At 49.1% G+C, this 18615-nt stretch carries 11 protein-coding genes; 1 reads left to right on the forward strand and 10 read right to left on the reverse strand.

Features of this window, described 5'->3' with window-relative positions:
- Nucleotides 1-662 precede the first annotated feature (662 nt).
- Nucleotides 663-1652, forward strand: coding sequence for a hypothetical protein (locus tag ACN0YR_RS09055; protein ID WP_417848880.1), 990 nt, complete (start codon nt 663-665; stop codon nt 1650-1652).
- A gap of 293 nt (nt 1653-1945) precedes the next feature.
- On the opposite strand, the gene ACN0YR_RS09060 is transcribed toward ACN0YR_RS09055, so the two are convergent.
- The 10 genes from ACN0YR_RS09060 to ACN0YR_RS09105 all read right to left on the reverse strand — a co-directional run bounded on the left by ACN0YR_RS09060 (nt 1946) and on the right by ACN0YR_RS09105 (nt 18505).
- Nucleotides 1946-3010 (reverse strand): hypothetical protein, encoded by a 1065-nt coding sequence (locus tag ACN0YR_RS09060; protein WP_417848881.1) that lies wholly within the window; start codon nt 3008-3010, stop codon nt 1946-1948.
- A gap of 90 nt (nt 3011-3100) precedes the next feature.
- Nucleotides 3101-3880, reverse strand: coding sequence for an RNA polymerase sigma factor (locus ACN0YR_RS09065; protein WP_417848882.1), 780 nt, complete (start codon nt 3878-3880; stop codon nt 3101-3103).
- Between the two features lie 160 nt (nt 3881-4040).
- Nucleotides 4041-6587, reverse strand: coding sequence for a protein kinase domain-containing protein (locus tag ACN0YR_RS09070; RefSeq protein ID WP_417848883.1), 2547 nt, complete (start codon nt 6585-6587; stop codon nt 4041-4043).
- A 118-nt stretch (nt 6588-6705) separates the two neighbouring features.
- Complete coding sequence (locus ACN0YR_RS09075) at nt 6706-7236, reverse strand: hypothetical protein (RefSeq protein WP_417848884.1); 531 nt, start codon at nt 7234-7236, stop codon at nt 6706-6708.
- A 100-nt stretch (nt 7237-7336) separates the two neighbouring features.
- Entirely contained in the window at nt 7337-9247 is a 1911-nt protein-coding gene (locus tag ACN0YR_RS09080; protein WP_417848885.1) for a M48 family metalloprotease, read from the reverse strand.
- Nucleotides 9248-9618: 371 nt separating this feature from the next.
- Complete coding sequence (locus ACN0YR_RS09085) at nt 9619-12693, reverse strand: caspase family protein (RefSeq protein ID WP_417848886.1); 3075 nt, start codon at nt 12691-12693, stop codon at nt 9619-9621.
- A 33-nt stretch (nt 12694-12726) separates the two neighbouring features.
- A complete protein-coding gene (locus ACN0YR_RS09090) occupies nt 12727-13257 on the reverse strand; it encodes a hypothetical protein (protein ID WP_417848887.1) in 531 nt (176 codons plus the stop codon).
- Nucleotides 13258-13367: 110 nt separating this feature from the next.
- The gene (locus ACN0YR_RS09095; protein WP_417848888.1) at nt 13368-15299 is read right to left on the reverse strand and encodes a M48 family metalloprotease; all 1932 of its coding nucleotides are present in this window, start codon (nt 15297-15299) and stop codon (nt 13368-13370) included.
- The gene (locus ACN0YR_RS09100) at nt 15299-15823 is read right to left on the reverse strand and encodes a hypothetical protein (RefSeq protein ID WP_417848889.1); all 525 of its coding nucleotides are present in this window, start codon (nt 15821-15823) and stop codon (nt 15299-15301) included. The genes ACN0YR_RS09095 and ACN0YR_RS09100 overlap by 1 nt, the downstream gene beginning before the upstream one ends.
- A gap of 234 nt (nt 15824-16057) precedes the next feature.
- Nucleotides 16058-18505, reverse strand: a complete 2448-nt coding sequence (locus ACN0YR_RS09105; protein WP_417848890.1) for a DUF4384 domain-containing protein — start codon at nt 18503-18505, stop codon at nt 16058-16060.
- Nucleotides 18506-18615: the final 110 nt, after the last annotated feature.

The raw sequence follows: 18615 nt of genomic DNA on the forward strand, positions 1-18615 counted from the left end.
AGACGAAAGTTCGTGAATCCACTCTGATACGATTATCGGCGGAGAGAGTTTCGATCAAGAAGCCGGAGATGAAGCGAACCAAATGGGGCTTCGAATTACCTTAACCCCGCATCGAACATTGACAGCATGATCACGGCTGGCCAGTCGCCAAGTTCATCCGCAAAAAAAATCTAACCGCGTCTGGTTGCCCCGACTATCTTTTTGAAGAAGCCCTTTGGCCAACAGGTCGAAGGGCTTCTTCATTGTGGCGACTAGGCTTACGCCATTGAGAGAGCAGTTCAAACAGACGGTTTCGAGAATACGACGTTTCACAGAGTAGTCAGCCTCTAGAGCAGTTTGCTCTACCGTGTGCCCGTGAAGAACGTATTTCTCCAGTAAAAATGCTGTTCGCCACGAGGCAGAACCTGCAAACCAATTCGAAAGATGCTCTAACCATTTCTCACGAAGATTTTGTGAGAGTTCGAACGCTACAGGAAGCTGGGAGGTCTCAATGTCCTGGCCCCTGAACGGAAGAGTTCGGCAGCACCATAAGCCGACACCGCAGTTGATACAGTTTGTCGATCGGGCAAACTCACAATCTTATACGAGAATGTCCATGTACCGCTCTGTCGACTAAACTTGAACAGGTTCTCCGCAAATCCTGATCGGAATCTCAAAGGCACATGGATCCTCTACATCAACTCCGAGATTTGTTCGTCCTTGTATCGGCTTTAGCCTCGATCAGCTACATGGTCTGGGCCTTAGTTCAATTCCTGTCGCTGCCCTCACAACGCAGTCGCCGTGTTATTTTCATCACTGGAATTGTTGGCTGTGTTTCAACAGGATTGCTTGCAGGTTGGGCCAGCGGAATGCGGGCGGGCTGGGTTGTTGGTTTATTTGGACATGTTTCTGCAGGATTTATCGTTGGGACAGTCTTCTTATGCTTCTCTGCACAGATTCTGCAGTTCGAGTTAGATCAGAAGGTCTCGAGTGAAGATCTTCACTCAAGACCTTCTGCACTCAATAGAACAGGTTTGGCTTTATGGAGTTCCATCGCAATTCTCATTGTCAGTTCAATTAGCTCCATTGTCTGGGCACGATTTGTGACGGACAATGAACTCAAGCTCGTAGCGTTGATTTTACCATTCTTCACAATCGCCTTGTCTCTGTTCGCCTTGGCAGCAGTTCAATATCGCGGTGTCGCTGCCTTCGCAGTTGTTGCATTAATCGCAGTGATTGCTGGCCTTTCTATCGGGGGTTTCAACAATAGGAAGTCACCGACACAGCAGGAAGTCCAAAGCGAAATGGAACGATCACGGCAGATGAAAATTTATCAACAGGCTATGTCGGAAGCCCCAATGGACCGCCTGTCTATCACGACGAAATTCATCTCAAACGGAATGTTCAAGTCATTAGAGAGCAAACCAGACGATGATGATCTGGATTTACTTGAAATGATTCAATTGGACACACCATTCACTGGAGTCTGGAGGGCCGACATCGCCGATTTCAATGACGTTGAACTTTCGTTGACAATTCATTCAGACCGAACTTTTCTTTTAGAGACCATCAACGCGGACCAGAAACCTCAGCCACTGGCTGGGAAAATTTTCGCCAACGATTTTGAGATCACCTATGAATTGGAAAATGCGGTCATCTCTATCTTTCACTGAGAGAATGGACGCTCCATCACTTCGGTTCGCGTTGTTCCCGACTTTATACGGTGTAACAACAGCTCAGAGTCCAAAATGGACTAACCTAGAGCATCCTTCGCATTGGTGTGCAGGCTCTGCCTCGTGGCGAACAGCAATTTTATAGACGAAATGCGTGCTTCTCGGGCACACGATAGAGCAAACTGCTCTAATCGAACGTAAAATTCCTTGAATTACTCGAAGAAATAAATTCACGAAAAACGCCTCGTTCCTGAAGAACGAGGCGTTTTGATGATTTCAATTATTGAACTTAATTACGACGCAGGCTGGAAGATCAATGTGGTGTCATTTTCAGTCAGGTAAACATGAAGCTGTCCGTTTTCAAATCTAAAGTTTGATCTTTCGACACCGTCTTCGGAGTTGATGATCAAAGTGTTTCCTTGAACGGTGTATGTTCCGAAGGTCGAATCTTGACTTTGTTGACCGTAACCATCGACCGCCACCATCTCCATTGCGTATTGCCCCTGAGCATCAAACGCGACACCAATCTGAATTCGAGTTCCGTTTACTGTGTCCTTTAGATACCACCGACCGACAAGTGGGTTATGTGGTTGAGTTGGACGTTGGAAACCGCCTTGCTGTCCACCAGTGTTGAATCCGCCATTATTTTGGCCGCCACTGGTTGGAGGTGTTGGGGCTGTTGGTTTGTTAGCCACGACTGGTCGGTTCGCAGTCTGACTGGTTGAAGGGGCGGAGACAGTCAAATTAGCCAGTGTCTCAGGCATGAAATTCGCTTGAAGATAAACATACTCCATGTCAGTGTCATGTTTCAGGACCACAACAGATGAACCAGAAACCTTATCGTCGGGGACATCGGTCACTTGTGGGTATGCGACCTGAATTTTTTCTGCCCCCTTGATTAAATTGAAAGTCATAATGATGCGTCGCTGCGTGTCGACGATCCAACCCGGCATGACCATGTGCTTTCCATCGGAGTAGAAAATAACGACGTGCACAGCAGTTTGTTGGATCGAATCTGCAATGTCTTGAGGAACAGCACCGCCTGTTGGCAGCGATGACTGACTCGCGGATGCTTGAGTCGCAGGAGCCTGACTCGCAGGAGGTTGAGCACCGGTCTGTGTTCTCACCGGTGGAGTCGCAGGTTTCTCTGAATCTGCTTTGTCCTCAACTTGGGGATTTTTTCCAGGATAATCGAGTCCCCACTCTTCATACTCGGAAGCGTCGAAAACTGGTTTGCTCTTTGCTGCATAGCTCGGAGCAGCGAGTATGTTCACGATAGCAATACCGCAGCAAAGGAGCTTGAAGGTGTTGTTGCTGAACAGGTTACGGAACAGATTTTTGTGGGCAGTGAAAAGCATGTCATTCTCCGGTGATGAGGTTGTTTGTTTTGGTTTGTGTCTTTGTCGGACACTCCCAGTACAAGCCCCCTCTGGAGTTGTGACAGCAACTTATGAATTATTTTCGTTTTCTTGATGTTTTGATGCCCAGTCGCCGGGAAGAACGTCCCGGATTCTCTCTAGCAGCCCGAGTGCACCCAGTTCCTCTTCGATGCGATCAGGCGATGTAACTTCAATTCCATCAGCCACTTCTGCAACAAGAAACTCAGCAAACCGCACCCTCGCGCGGCGTAACTGCTGGCGAGCTTGATCGGCTCGTACGGTTTTCCCAATTTTCTGGCCGAGTCGTTCCGCCAGTTCGTTTGAGGAAGCATCTGGGTCTTCTGTACGCAACTTGAGAATGATGTAGGCGACACTCCCTTGGTGGTTGTTCTGGTGTTCCTGGAGCTGATTCCATGCCAGTTCAAGCAATTGCTGTCGCCATTCATCTGTCCAGAGAAGGTCCGTTTCATTTTCAGAATCGTCTGCATTCAAGTTCAGGTCATAATCGACAGTCTTGCGAACTTTTTGCTTTGTCCAAATGTTTTTTGTCATGTTTCGAATCGCGACTTTGAGCAGGTCGCGAAATCGTCCCTTCTGGGGGTCAGCACCGGCGAAGTCTCCTTGAAGCAGACGTACCATCACATCTTGAGCGATTTCATCTGCCTGATCTTCATCTTTGGTGATCGCTCTCACATAGCGCCGAATCGCAGGAGAGTATCGCATCACCAAGTATTTGCGAGCCTCTTCTCCCCCCGTAAGAGATTGACCATGAGCTTTCTGGATCATGCTCCAGCGTGTCGGTTGAGCATCGAATCTGGAGACAAATTGATCCGCGTCGTCAGCGACCATTGGGGACCTCGAAATGTTGTGAAAATGATGAAGGATCCAAAATCTGAAATACAGTCTGTTGCCTGATAGAGCGTTCAACCTGAAGTTCAATTTCATGAAAACTTCCCCGGTGTCTCTATCATGACATCCATCAACTCGAAATTGAATTATTGAGATACCACTAATCAGTCTTTTCTAAAGGCCCGATGAGTAGCGGATAGGTCGGTCTTCGGATTGAACGTGAACGCTCTCTGCTATGTAACATGATTTGTTCGAATTGTTCTTCGAATTCATGCAAGCGTGCGATCGTTTGCCAATAGAGTCGATCTGCTCCGCTCTGGGTTGGCGAACCAAGTTTTTCGTGAATTGAAATACTTTCTCTGAGTCGGTCGATAGCTGCCTGAAGTGCTTTGATTCGTTCTGGTTCAATCGAGCGCGAACCTGTTGATTCGACTAACAGCTCTGCGTGCAATTTCAGTAATCTCGCGAGAGTCAATTGCTGAGACTCATCAGGAGAATCGCGATGCAGTTTCACTGCGGAAAGAATTGCGACCTCAGCCTCTTGGTAACGATGCCTTCGCCTCTGCACTTCAGCCAGCAATTCAAGAGATTTTCGGTATTCGTTTTTAAACCCTTCTGGGCTTGAAAGATAGAGTTTCTCGGAGGCAGCGAAATGTTGCCTCGTAAACTCCAATGCCTGATCGAGGTTGGGACGTGCAAGTTCGATATCAATCTTTTGTGCAAGCATTTCCAGTAGTGACTGAACAAGAACGGAACTCTGCAGAATCTCGCTCACCAGACCCTGTTGTTGGTCGATTGCGTCCTCTATGAGGTTGTCGGCTTCTTGGACATTTCCAACCTTGCGAAACAGGCGAGCGAGTTCCGCTTGAGTCACCGAAATCGTCCATAAGGCATGCCTGTCCAGGTTGGACTGTTGGAATATTTCCTTCAACGAGTTCCTCACCGTTTGCAATTCAACTTCACGATCTCCCTTAGGTTCCACCCCTTGCTGGCTTCGAATTTCGACTTCCTTTCTACACAGACGAGCCTGAAATAGATTGTGTCGATCTGCAATCGGCAACTTTCCTGCGAGCGGAATGCTTGAATTGTAGAGGTCTCTGTATCTGGCGAGTGCACTCTCCGGTGTGATGCTCCCTTGTCGATGTCCGATTGTCGTTTCCAATTCATTAAGTTGAAGCCCTGCAAATTGAATCGTTGGATTTGAGGAACCGCTTGCAGGGAGAAGAGCAGAAGACTGCTGAATCAATTGCTTTGCTTGATTGAATCGGTCCAGATGAATATTTATCCGAGCCATCTCGATCAGGACTTGGAGGCGAGCGGAGAGAGTGAGCTCAGAGTCTTGGGGAGCGATCTCTGCAAGGTTTTCGAAGAGTCTCAATGCGTTTTGATAGCTGGTCAGTGCCTGCTCACGCCGTGATTCGGTTGCGAAGAATGGGTCTGACTGGACCTCTGCGATTCGTAGATACGCTTGTGCGAGATACTCGGCAAGTCTTTGGTCGGCAGCGATATCGCTCTCGAGTTCCTGAAGATGCTGCAGCGTTCTGGCGACCAAATTTTCTTGCTGTTCGGTCCCTCCACGGATTCTGGCGATCTCTGGGATGTGCCGGTTCACCAGCCATTCACCGAGCTCCTGGCTGTCTTCGAAGAGCCTCTCCGACCGGTCGAGTTCGACCTGCAGACGGTCAACATGCAACGACACTCCCACCACTGCACCAATCATGACAAGGAACAACATCGTCGCCAAAGTGGTGTAGGTCGGATGACGTCGAACCCATTTCCAGCCTTGCTCCCAGAGGGGAGTTTTCCGGGCGTGAATTGGTTCATTGTCGAGAAACCGCTGAATGTCCTCAGCCAGGCTGGCAGCAGATTGATATCGTTTCGGCGGTTTCTTCTGAAGGCAGTTCAGGCAGATTGTTTCTAAGTCGACCGGCACCCTTGGTTGAAGTTTTCGCGGACTGATTGGATCTTCTGTAAGAACCATCATGATCGTCTGCATCGCATCGGGCGTTTGAAAGGGAGGTCGCCCCGTAAGAGCTTCATAGAGAATTGTTCCGATAGCGTAGACATCGGTCGCGGGCGTGAACTGTTTGACGACTCCGCTCGCCTGTTCAGGTGACATGTAGCTCGGAGTCCCGATGATTTCGCCCGTCCTTGTATGACTTCCGTCCTGTGATTCAAGACGCTTTGCTAATCCAAAATCCATCACTTTAATGGTGCGGTCGGATGTCAGCATGACGTTGGCTGGCTTCAAATCACGATGCAGGATTCCAGCCTGATGACAAGCTTCAATCGCGAGTGCGATGTCGCGAACATATCTGGCAACATCGGTGTGCGAAGGGAGTTGCCTGCGAATTGACTCTGAAAGAGTTTCGCCCTTGATATATTCCATCGCCAGAAATGGCAGCCCGTTCTCTTCTCCCACTTCGTAAATTTGGCAGACACCCGGATGCGTGACAGCAGCAACGGCTCTGGACTCATCGTGAAATCGGGAGAGTAATTTATCAGAAGCGGTTGCCCCATGCGCAACGATTTTGATCGCGACAAGGCGTCCTAACTGGATGTGCTCTGCAAGGTAGACGCAGCCCATTCCACCTCGACCGAGCAAAGAGAGGATTCGAAATCCTGTAATATCCGGAGCCATTAAAGGTGCTAAAGCCTTCGCGACAGGCTGATCGTCGCCTATGGTGCCGAAGAGTTCAGTTTCCACGGCAGGGTCATTTTCGGCTCTGTTGTCCGGCTCCAGCGGTTCAACTCCCAAAAGAAGAAACTCAAAGACTCAATCAAAGGATCGAATCTTCGAGAGATATGCACGTTGTTAGCTTAATTTATTGGCCGGTTGCTTTCAAAATCGAATCAATTTCATTTTTGAATTCGACACGATTCTTATGCAACCAGGCACAGATCATCCATAGCTGTCCAGAGGTGAGTGTGTCCGACGGTGTGTTCGTGTTCATGTACACCGTGTCGAAAGATTCTGGCATGCTGAAGTAACCGAGGACAGTCTTCTCGTTTTTTGTCGCAACTGCTTTGATGACAGCAGGCGGCATCGAACCATTGTCAACTTCCGCCACAGTTGTATAAGCAAAAAGACCAAAAACCGGTTCGTGGTTGTATTGCCCCAGTGGACGCAATTCTAAAGTGATCTTGGACGTCTCCCCATCCATTTCCCAAATCACCTGAAAGATTTTCATCCCACTCTCGAGTTCTTGTTCTCGTAGAAAGATGTCATCTGAAATCCCTGCCAACTTTTCCTTCAAGGCAACAATTGCATTCTCAAGAGCAACCTGATCGGAGCTGTCATCTTGTGCAGAAACAAATGTCGTTTGAGAGATTACAAGAATGAGAGCGTAGAGCATGGTGCATCGACTGAAGATTCCCATAGCATTCTGACCTCTATTTAAGATGTGGATTGTTGTCATCCGTTGAAATTGTAGATTGAGAACAGGTCGAAGAGAACTATTTTCCATCGTTCATGGGAACGACTGTCACCACCAATTCTGTTGCAATCCCTTTCTCATAGAGAACCGCCAGGCCGAGGTCGCGATAGAGTGCGTACAGATTGTTTTCGTCGAAAAGGTGCACTAATTCCGAGTCCCATTCGTCACCGAACAGTTGTTCGATCTCACTCTTCGACATCCCTAAAGTGACCTGTGATCGCTCTCCTCCAAGTCCCGGTCGGCGAACCGTAATCCCCGGTGCGGTCTTATCGTTGAAGATAACCGCGAGGACTTCGCGTGTCGCCAAGACAGTGATTCCCAAATCGTTGTACTTGTAATATTTGAGGTTTGTCCCCTGGGCAACTGGTATTTCAACATCCGCAGGGCCCAGATCCTTCATTAGTTTTTTATAACTTTGACTGAGTCCTATTATCTTCCCATTGGGAAGTTCAACAGAAGTAATGGGACGCCAGTTCTTGACACCCGGTTTTCGAAATTCAGTTGCCGTTTTGGGAGTCACACCCACGGCTTTCGCCATCGTGACATAATCGCTATATGCGATCGGCCAGTACGAACTCGCAGAGGTCATGCCATTCAAATACTGTTCGAACAACTTAAGAGCAGCCTGTTGCTTCTTTGGATCCTTCTCAGACAACAGCGTACGAGCTTGATTGAATTGCAACGCAGATTCCATTGCGACGACAGCCGGACCGTTTCCACGAACAGTTTTTGCTTGTGCGAGGATCTTGAGCGTTGAAACCACCAGATCAGGCTTGAAGCCTCGTGCAGATCCGGAATTGATCAGGATTGACGCATGCACAAGTGGATCAAGACTCTTCGCGAGTTCTTCGTCTTCAAGCGCAACGAACACCTGCTCAAACCAGCGCTCAGCCTGACCAACATCTTTTCCGGCAGGATGTACCAGATACGCGACAGCCAGGTTTGCCTTGACCATCAGCAAGGGATCTTTGAATTGCAATCGCTCTTTGAGGCGAAGAGCTTCCCGGAATGCCCCGACAGCTTCAAACCACAGATCGTCGATCACGCCACGGACAGGCCGCTCCAGTGAATCTGGACGACGATAAAAGCCACCTACGACGAGATGCCCAATATCGAAACTCCGGATATCCTCAGCATCCAAAGCATCACAATACTGCATGAGAAGTGCATATCCCAGATTTGCCCATGCTTCATAGCAGTCGGGAAATTCTGTGGTCACTTCGCGAAAACAGGCTTCCGCATGCGGATAATGTTGATTTTCCAGGAAAAGGACTCCTGTTTGAAATGAGCTGAGAGATCTCCACAGAGACTTCGCCTGCTTGTCATCGAACAGGTATTGAGCGCGATCCTCCCATGTCGGATGGCTGAGTTTCAGACCTTCGTACCGGCAGTACGGAGTCGAGTCTCCACGCCAGCCCTGCAAGTCCTTCATCAATCCTTTCCGCGTATATCCCGCCTTAAAAGCGAGTTGCATCCCGAACAGATCTGCTTCATATTCAAACTCTCGCTGAGTCGCCATATAGACGACATTCAGGTCGTTTCCATACTGTTTCAGAAACTTAAGCTTTTGATGGCTATGATGGTGGTAAAGATGCCCCAACTCGTGGCCAAGCGTGAAGGCCAAAGCTTCTTCATCGAATTTGGCGATTTCCTCGATCGTTGTCACAGTGACCTCGATCCTGGGGATATCGACACCGTCTTCAGTTCGATACATCGCAAAGGCATTCGCAAACCCTGGATCGGTCACTTCATACTCCGGCGGCCAAACTTCCCAGCCATCGGGCTTCCCCATTACCGCAAGGAGTCGTTTCATTACTCGATCGGTCAGTTCGCGGTGTCGATCAGTGACTTCACCGCTGGACGTATTCGAGAGGCTCAAAATCGTCCCAAAACAAACAATAACGCAAATTTTTCGTGTGTGGTTGAGCATGATCAAACCTTTCGACTGAGACAACTCACGATGACTTCGTAAAACGCGATCTGCATACAATAGAAAGCGTTTACAATTAAGGGTGAACAACTCCCTTACAGTTGAGGTCTGAAGTTGTGACAGCTTGAAGCGGAGAAACTCAAAATTCGCAGGAATTGTTTAGAGGATTTTTCGAATCGGTGTTCGGGGAGTGCCTCATGGCGTACAGTAATTTCACTGGTGAAACTTATTTTTTTCGGGCACATGGAAGAGCAATCTGCTCTAGAGCATCTTTCGAATTGGTTTGCAGGTTCTGCCTCGTGGCGAACAGCATTTTTACTGGATAAATACGTTCTTCACGGGCACACGGTAGAGCAAACTGCTCTAGCTTCTTACCGAACGACTGCAATCGGAAAAGATGGGATCCGCCCTCTTTCTGTGATTGGTTGCTGTCTGCCTCCGGTCAGCTCCTTGACTCTCGATGTGACGTAGGCGTCGATTTCGACAAGCTCGAGTACGTCGTCTCCATTGAGATCGCAGGGAAGTTTGAGCTTGCTCGGCACATTGGGGTGTCGCTTACCAGAAAACGCTTCAATCAGGGACAATGCAAATGCACCATGCCCCCACGCATCGTCTTCAATACTCGCTTGTTGCCCAGTGGAACTCGCCATCACGACCATCCCCGACTCAAGGCTCGTCAACTCTGCGACAGCACGATTGAATATAGAAGTTGTTGCTCTTGTCCGCTGCCCTTGCGGTCCCAACACTCCTGCTGCATGGCATGTGTCGAGACAGAGTAAAACTTTACAGGGCATCTGCTTTAAAGGTTCAGTGAGATCGGAAAACCGAATGCCATAGATTGCAGTTTCGGTCGGGTCATGATCGTGAGGACAATAGAAGTATTGACCATCAGCAAGGTCACCATGACCAGAGAGAAGCACTATCGCGACATCATGTTGGGTGACGTTTCTCTGAAGTTCAACAAGTGCCCGCCGAATATTGCGGTCGGTGACGTCTTCATCGATGAGTGAGTTCGTAACAATTTCTTTATAAAGTCCGCCAGACTGTTCCTTGAGAACCTCAATCAACTGGTTCACGTCATCATCTGGAAACGCGAGATTGAGCTCTGATTGTTCATATTTCGAAACCCCGATTCCCAGCACGTAAAGGGTTGGTCGAATCGTGACCGGCGCATTTCGAGTGACTACGACTGCCGCAGGACGACTTGTGGCATAGGCTGTTGTCGCAATCACTTCGATGCGGTTTTCTCCATCAAGCAAACCGACTTCAACGTCGAACGGTTTGGCAACGGAAGTATTGCCAGTGTTGGGCTTTGGTTGGACGACAAATCCTCGAGTTCCACTCGCTGGGCGGCCATTCACCAAAACTCGAATCTCTTCGATAGGTAAACTTCCGGTTGGTTGTGCAGTTCCTGTGACACGGATAGTCGTCGCTCCAGTATTTGCATTCCCAATTGGTGAGGTAATCTGAACGACAGGTACTGCAAGTTCATCTTGATTTCGTGCGATATCAAGCTGCGGGACAGCAGGCTTATTCTGCTGATTCGCTACGAGTCGAATCGCTTCGGAGGTTGAACGAGCTTCAAGCACACGGGAAACAATGTCGGGACGCCGAAAGGCTCGTGAATACTGCCAGGCAGCTGCGAAATCGGCCTGATGTTCGATCCCCATATTAATGTGCCAGCCAATGAATTCATCAGCTCCGGGTGATCCGGTGTAATAACCTTCATTGGTCCAGGCGATCCACTCTTCACCATCACTGGTGACAAAGAAATTCAATAGAGAGGGGACTCCTCCATTACGATCGGGCGTACCATTCAGATCCCAGGCACGAATTGTTTGGTCACCACTACTTGAGTACAAGGTGTTTCCGTCTGGGCTGATCGTCAGCGACCAGATCGTGGACTCGTGTCCGACAAACTCTTTGAGGAGTCGCCCCGTTTCCGTGTCGTACATCGCCAGGGCGAAGTCGTAGCCGACAACAATTCTCCGACCGTCCGGCGAGAAGGAGTAGCAGATGACTCTCCCCCCAGCGGTATTCTCAATCCGCGAAACCTGTCGTCCATGATGGAACAGATCGATTAACCCATAAAGATTTTCCGGGGTCTTTGCGGTCCAACCATTCGCAGTTTCATTTCGTCGCCGCCAGTTCGTCCAGCTGTCGGTTGCTGATCCACCTGGGTAAAATGAATCAAAGTCGAAAGTTCGAGTGAGTGGATGATCGGCATTCACGGTGATTGACCGCCCATTCTTCTGGCCGAATGCAAGCTGTTTTCCATCATCGCTCACAGCGATCCCATACACGGCTGCACCGCGACCGACGATATTGGCGATTCGTTCTCCGGTGGTTCCGTTCCAGATGTAAACCTCGTTTGCATCCCCCCCTGCTGATGCAATGAGTGGTTTTCCCTTGGAGTAAGCGGGATGAGTTGCGATAGTCTGAACTGTATTGTTGTGTTCGCCGAATCGAGCATCGATGCGGCCAGATTGAATATCGAAAACTCCGCTCCCCCCCAGATTAAACTGACCGGTCATTCCGTAAATGAGCTTGCTCGAGTCCGGAGAAAAATCGACGATTGGAATCATGCCTTGCGGATGATCAAAAGTAAGGCTTCCGTACGATTGAAGAAGACGCCCGTCCGAGTTGAACAGCCGGACGGGCTGATTGACAACAGTGGCAGCAAACTGCTTTCCATTGGGGGCAGCGACCGGTTGGTAGTACAAGCTGTTTTCATGAAAAAGTCTCTTCTCGGTGACCCACTGGACGCCATTAAATCCCCAGATGCGCAGCGTCTGATCTGCTGAAGTTGAAAGAACTTTCATTCCAGGCCCCGTCCCAAGGAAGGTGCAATGGAAGACTGCATCCTGATGACCGACAAGAGTCGTGGTTGGGAGTTCGGTTTTCCCGCTTCGACGCCACGCATCCATGTCGGACAGCCCGATCGTGATGCCGTCTCCACCGCTCAGCAGGTATCGCCCATCTTGGGAGAACGCCAGCGAACGAACGGTTCCTGAATGACCCGAAACACTTGTAAAGACCTTACCCGTCTTGAGATCGATCAACAGGAAGACATTATTCTCCAGCTGCCCGCAGACTGCCAGGACATCTCCCTGAGGCGCAATCGCACCACCCACCAGAATCCCCGACTGTCCTTCGCCGATTTGAATTCGAAGCGTTCGGTCCAATCGCGGTTTGGAAGGAGTGGTGACATCCCAGACGCGGATGACTTTGTCCGCACCGAGAGTCACCAGTTCGCGACCATCAGGGGTGAAGTCCAGCCAGAGGCAATTCGCCGTATGACCTCCTGTTTCCAATCGAAGAATCGGATCGGCTGCTTGTATCCGAACCGTGAAACCAAGGATCAGAAAAAGTAAGCCACTGAAGAAGAGCGAGTGTTTCAAGTAAACGAGTTTCATGTCGAATGGATAACCAGAATGACCAAGCATTCATGTATAAAAAAAGTTTGCTCGACAAGCGTATTATCGCCCCGAAGCGGACATCGCCTCTTCAATGATCCCTTCCATCGCTTGTTTATTACTTTGCAAATAGGCAGCATAAAACCACATCGACGCAGGGGTGAGCCCATCCAGCGAAGCCGTTAGATTGGCAAACACTTTGGTGAAATCTTGTGAGCAGCTGAAGCTGCCGAGAGTCAGACGATCCGTTGTCGTCGCAACAGCTTTGATGACAGCCGGGGGAACCGCATTCTCTTCATTTGCGACATATGTCCAGAGTGAAAGCCCATAGATATCAGTTCCGTCATAGAAACCGAGTTTTTTCAGCGTGATGATAAATTTGACGGAGTTATCATTATGCTCCCAGATCACAGTGTAAAACGTGCTGCCATCGTTTTCCTTGCCGGACTTGTAGAAGAGGTTGTCTGTGTTATCGAGCACCGCTCTCAGTTGCTCGTGAGCTTTTGCCAAAGAAGCCCCCTCATCTTCATCTTGAGCAAAACTGAACGAGGTGAATACAAGTCCAACGGAGAGAGCGAATACAAAAGAGGTCATTCGTGTTGTGTTGCAAAACATCAGCGGGAATTCCTTTATCGAAAATCAAGGTAAATCGAGTTGACACACAATAAGAAAAGTAAAAGCGATTCCGTTCCGGACTAAATCCTTTATGTTAATCTTCGAGGGACCATCACGAGAACGAGTTCACTCACCAGCCCGTCTTCGAACTGGACAGCAATCCCGACATCTCGATACAGGTGATACACCTGATCGGGGTCATCAATGCTGGCGAACTCAACTTCCCACTCATCTCCGAGTAAGGATTCGAGTTGGCTGCGTTTCATTCCGACTGTCAGTTGTACCGACTCACCGCCGAGTCCTGGACGGATGAGTTTGACTGCGGGTGAATCGGGATTTTTCAAAAAGATGGCGAGGACGTCTCGACTGGTCAGAACGGAAATCCCTTGCTCTTTATAAGTAAGCCGTTTGAGATTCGTGTCTTCAATGATGGGGATCACAGAATCCGCAGCTCCGAGTTCTTTTTCCAGATCATTGACGGGAAGTGACAAGCCAATAGTCGTCCCATTCGAAAGCGTGACGCTGGTGACGGCTCGCCAGTCTTTAACACCAGGGGACTTGAAATCATCGATCAATTTCGGTGTGCCCCCCGTGGATTCAACAAGTTTTTGATATTCCTCATATGCGACCGGCCACCAGGCACTGGCAGGGCTGATGGTGGAGAGATATTTTTCAAGCAACTTCACAGCTGAGGATTTGTCATTCGGCTTTCCCGTCGCAGCAAGTTGAAGGGCTTGAGAATAGCCCAATGCGGCCGTCAATGTATTGACCTGCGTTTTGTTTTGAGGACTTTCTTGCGCAACCTGTTGTAGATCTTGTAGTGCTTGCGCAACTCGTTCTTCATTAAGCGGGCGGCCTGCTCCAGCGTTGATAAGAATTGTTGCTCGAACCAGCGGGTCAAGCTGTTTGGTGTTCGCTGGATCGTCGAATAGCTGAAAAATTTCCTCAAAGTACTTTTCGGCTTCACCAACCTGTTTCCCATTGGGATGGATCAGATACGCGACCGCCAAATTCGCTTTCACGAGAATCATCTCGTCCTCAAGTCCCAGACGATCCTTCAGTCGCAGTGCTTCGCGAAAAGCTCCAACTGCTTCGTACCAAATATCGGGATCAATTGCTCGCAGTTGCGATGTTAATGACTCCGGTCTGCGATAAAAGCCACCAACGACGATGTGACCGATGTCGAATGATCGGAGATCGTCCTTATCGAAAGCATCAGCGTATTGCATCAAGAGTGCATATCCGAGATTGGTCCAGCCTTCGTAGCATTCGGGAAACTCTTCGACGACTCTGCGAAAACAGAATTCAGCATGAACGTAGTTTTCAGTCTCCAGAAAGAGCACTCCGTTATTAAAGGCGGTCATCGAACGCCATAATTCTAATTGCACTTTATCCTGTTGCAGATAGGACGCTCGCGTATCCCATGAGGGATGTGACGCTTGAAGGCCTTCAAAAGAACAGTAGTCGTTCTTCCCCATTGCCTTCGCCATTCCCACAAGGGCACGACGCACGCCACGATGTGAAAAGCCTGCTTTGAGTGCGACTTGCATTCCGAAGAAGTCGGCTTCAAGTTCCTGATCGCGATTGGCGGCGGTGACCGCTGTGGAGATCTTGGTACCACCGAATTTTTGATACCAGTCCTGCCCTTTCTGTGAATGGAAGTAGACCAAGTGGCCGATTTCATGTCCGACTACGAATGCCAGGATTTCTGGATCAAAGTCAGCGACTTTCTCGATTAACCCAACATACACTTTGATGTTCGGTGTGAGACCTTCATCTGTTTGAGTCGGATATGCAATTGCCTGGACTTCGGGACTATCGATGATGTCCAGTTTGGGAGGCCAAACATCCCAACCTTCGGGACGCTCGATGACCTCAATCAGCCGATCAAATGTTGTTTGTGCAACTTCCCGATGTTTCTCTGTCACTTCTGCATTCGCGGACGCAGCGACAAAAATGATCGCCAGTGTCGCAAATGCTATTCGCAGCTTTTCAGATCGGGGCGAAACAAAGGGGTTCATTACTTCAGCCCTTCAGCATTTTTGTTCAGTTTCGACAGAGTCTCGCTCGCAAGGCCGTGCGAACCTTCCAGATTCAAAATCTCTTTCTTTGACGAACTGTTTTGAAGCTGAGACTCTCTGGTGGGGAGCACCCCTTTAGACTGTTCCTGTTTAACTTTAATCCCGTCGAATGCTGTTGACCAAAATTCTTCTCCAGCATGCCGATCAGCTGCCACTTTGTTTTTCAATGGTTGAAGCTGACCGATGCCAAGATTAGAACTCTTTTGTCCCAGCACATTTCTGAGCGCAAGAGATTTTTCTCGATCAGTGCTAAGAAGGCCTGCAGCGGTTGCCGCATTCTTGTTCTGTTCATCGGACCTCCCTGCAAGTCCGAGGTCGTTTGGCTGCATTGACTTCGTAGACTTCTCCGGTTGCAAAAACCGCTCTTTCACAAGTCCATTCGATTGAGACCACGCAGTTGAACTCAGCCCGACGGCGACGCTCAATATCACAATCAGTTGCAACAAGTGTGAAGTTCGTATCATTTGATTGTATTCCTGTTAGATAAAGCGGAATCGAATATGACCGTTACGTAACTGACGGATCTGCATCACATGAGTTTCAAGTTTTCCTCAGGCTTTTCTACCTCTGACAATAATTTTACATTCGCACGAGAGTGCTTGAGCCTCACAAGATTGTACTTGAACCGAAAGTCCCCCGACGGGCTGAACAGCCATTCCACTTTGAAGGTTGCTAAGTAGACATTTTATATTCTTGATCTATTTGGGACGGATTACCACACTGATACTCGCTGTCGCCCACTCGTTTCGTGAAAAAATATTTCCGATCTCCTCAAGGGTCAGCGGAGCCGAGGGGCCCTGCTCCGGTACTTGTTCGAGCGGTTGTTCTCTCTTACGAACGTTAAATCCTTTGGCGCGACCGAGTGACGGGAAAATCTCCTTGTTGAGCCTCTCGACAGTGATATCGCGGAGGGGGAGTGGTCGTTTACACACGATCGCTTTCACGATCGTTGGACCTGTTGGTGGTTCTGCTATGAATTCAAAATCCATCTGAGGTGTTGGAATGGTCAAGGTTTGATTTTTTCTCATTCTAAACTGCCCGTGAAATGCATTGGGCATTAACAGAGTGATTTCGCCAACGGAATCGATCGAGATGAGAGTCAGGAAGCAGTCTTCGCTTGCCCTCACTTTGACTTCAAGAACATCTCCTACTTCATAGGATTGACGCTGAGCAGTTGTCCATAATTCGACTTGCAGCTGTCCATCGCGGTTCTCCGCATCAACGAGAGAAACACCAGTAGAGCCCACAGTAGGGTTTGCAGCCGCCTGAACCGCATCGTTTTTTGCGAATTGCATCGTTTCTTCTGCGAAGTACGGAAACGGTAGCGGTTTGAATGTACGGACATCGGCGAGTCCCACAAGTCGTGCAATTCTGGAATACTGAGTGAACACACGCTGACGATCAAATATTCCCTGCTCAGCAATTCTTAACAACTGCCGTGTTTCAGTTTCCCGCATTAATCTGTCTCGAAATTCGTCCGCGTTCATTCCAAACTCTGCTGCGAGCGATTCCGTATTCAAGTCTTTCTTGAATCGATTGAAGAGTTCCCGAGCCGGCTCCGTCGCACCACGTTGCGGAATTCCAGATTCTGCTAATGCTCGGAGAAATCGTTCTCGGTCATTCTCAATCAGTTGTTCGAATTCGGCATGCGAGGGATAAAGCTCTTTCACGAGCTCACGCTCGTCAGGAGTGAAGCGAACGAAGTTACTGGTCACCTCCTCGCGAAGCACATCGAGTTGAGCCAGACGCGGCGAGTACTTCTCCGGCTTCATCCCCTGAAAGTGACAACTCAGGCAGCTGATACCGTTGATGATTGCATCTCTCGGCATCGTTCCATCCTGCACAATCGAAGACGGGGCAACATCGAGTCTCTGGCCTTCAGCGTCGACAAGCATGTACGCCTGATATCCGTTGGGGAGATTGAAAATTGCCTCTCCGCCGTCATGCTTGAATTCATATTTGCTTGCAAGCCCAACTCCCTTTGGACCGAAAGGGAAATCTATAAAATTCGATTCACCATCATTGGCCCCGTTGTCGTAACTCAAGTGATAGCCGCCTCCTCGAAATGGAATCCGTTCCAGCAAACGGTTGTAGTCCGAGACCTTTGACTCAATCATCCCTGACCGGGCGACATTGCGATTGCGAATTTCCCGAAACCGTTCGATCCCTAGCGATTGCTCAAGCTGGGCCAAGGTCGGGGGAATCTCAACCAGCTCGTGATACAGCGGCGGTTGAAGTGTTGCAAAGACAAACCAGTCAGCGCGTACGTATGGCAACTTGGAAGAAGTAAGTTCATACACAACATTCGCTGTCCCTTCACGAATTTCAATCGCGAACGGGTAGTGCTGGGCCACACGATCCCATTTTTTTCGATTCCACCCAATGTGACGCAAATCGAACCGAAAGATCGTGCGAGCCGAATCAACAGCGACGAGCTTTTGAGCGGCATTGGAAGTATCGAGGCCTAAAACATCGGGGGACTGCGAGAGCGAGTTCAAAGTTTTGATGATCGCCGCCCGATAGATTTCCAGTTCGTCTTCGCTCACATCATTTCGATTATGGAGATTCGTCAGAGTAAGATAACGCGCGTTCTCTAACTTTGTTCCCGAAAGCGTTTGCAGGTCGCTTGCAATCAACTCCATCATGTTACGAATTGTGATCAGCTGACGCGGCTCAGCATCCTTGTTTGAAACATACTTATCGCTTGCTCCTCCTCGAAGAATCCACTCACGAAGAGTTGCCTTTTCAGCTTTCGTAAGCGGACCGTTCCAGGCAACGTCGTCGTACTTGGGTTTCGGCATGCGGGCATCTTCGCCCAATAGCAAGTCGTTGAGCATCTCCTCATCGGTCGGATCGAGATAGTTCTTATAAAGACCTTCGAGCTCGAGCAAATCGCCGACTCCAGAAGCAGCATGATCACCTAATTCATCATGACACACTGAACATTTATTCTTCAGAATCCAGTGAACTTGTTGATCAAGTTGATCGCCCGTTGGTTCCTGAGAGCTTGCTTCGTTGCAGCATAAACAAAGCAAAACTGTAAAGGTCAGGGTCAGTGCTCGAATCATCAAAGTGGTCCCGAATTCGATGGCTGTGTACTTGCGGCAGCGACAATTGTACAACGCATATTGCAATTTTGAAGTCATGGGATGTCATGGATTGGAACCACAGCGTTTTCATGCCGTCATCGAAACTGATTGAATCGGTCCCATCTGCTTGAGAACGTGACCGGTCACCAATCTCGTGAACGATTTCT

Origin of the sequence: Thalassoglobus sp. (assembly GCF_048270125.1) — a bacterium.
Taxonomy (GTDB): domain Bacteria; phylum Planctomycetota; class Planctomycetia; order Planctomycetales; family Planctomycetaceae; genus Thalassoglobus.

Excerpts from the sequence above, each read along its gene's own strand:
- ACN0YR_RS09080 (WP_417848885.1), bottom strand. The coding sequence starts at position 9,247 with ATGCTCAACCACACACGAAAAATTTGCGTTATTGTTTGTTTTGGGACG.
- ACN0YR_RS09055 (WP_417848880.1), top strand. The coding sequence starts at position 663 with ATGGATCCTCTACATCAACTCCGAGATTTGTTCGTCCTTGTATCGGCT.
- ACN0YR_RS09060 (WP_417848881.1), bottom strand. The coding sequence starts at position 3,010 with ATGCTTTTCACTGCCCACAAAAATCTGTTCCGTAACCTGTTCAGCAAC.
- ACN0YR_RS09095 (WP_417848888.1), bottom strand. The coding sequence starts at position 15,299 with ATGAACCCCTTTGTTTCGCCCCGATCTGAAAAGCTGCGAATAGCATTT.
- ACN0YR_RS09085 (WP_417848886.1), bottom strand. The coding sequence starts at position 12,693 with ATGCTTGGTCATTCTGGTTATCCATTCGACATGAAACTCGTTTACTTG.
- ACN0YR_RS09100 (WP_417848889.1), bottom strand. The coding sequence starts at position 15,823 with ATGATACGAACTTCACACTTGTTGCAACTGATTGTGATATTGAGCGTC.
- ACN0YR_RS09075 (WP_417848884.1), bottom strand. The coding sequence starts at position 7,236 with ATGCTCTACGCTCTCATTCTTGTAATCTCTCAAACGACATTTGTTTCT.
- ACN0YR_RS09105 (WP_417848890.1), bottom strand. The coding sequence starts at position 18,505 with ATGACTTCAAAATTGCAATATGCGTTGTACAATTGTCGCTGCCGCAAG.
- ACN0YR_RS09065 (WP_417848882.1), bottom strand. The coding sequence starts at position 3,880 with ATGGTCGCTGACGACGCGGATCAATTTGTCTCCAGATTCGATGCTCAA.
- ACN0YR_RS09090 (WP_417848887.1), bottom strand. The coding sequence starts at position 13,257 with ATGACCTCTTTTGTATTCGCTCTCTCCGTTGGACTTGTATTCACCTCG.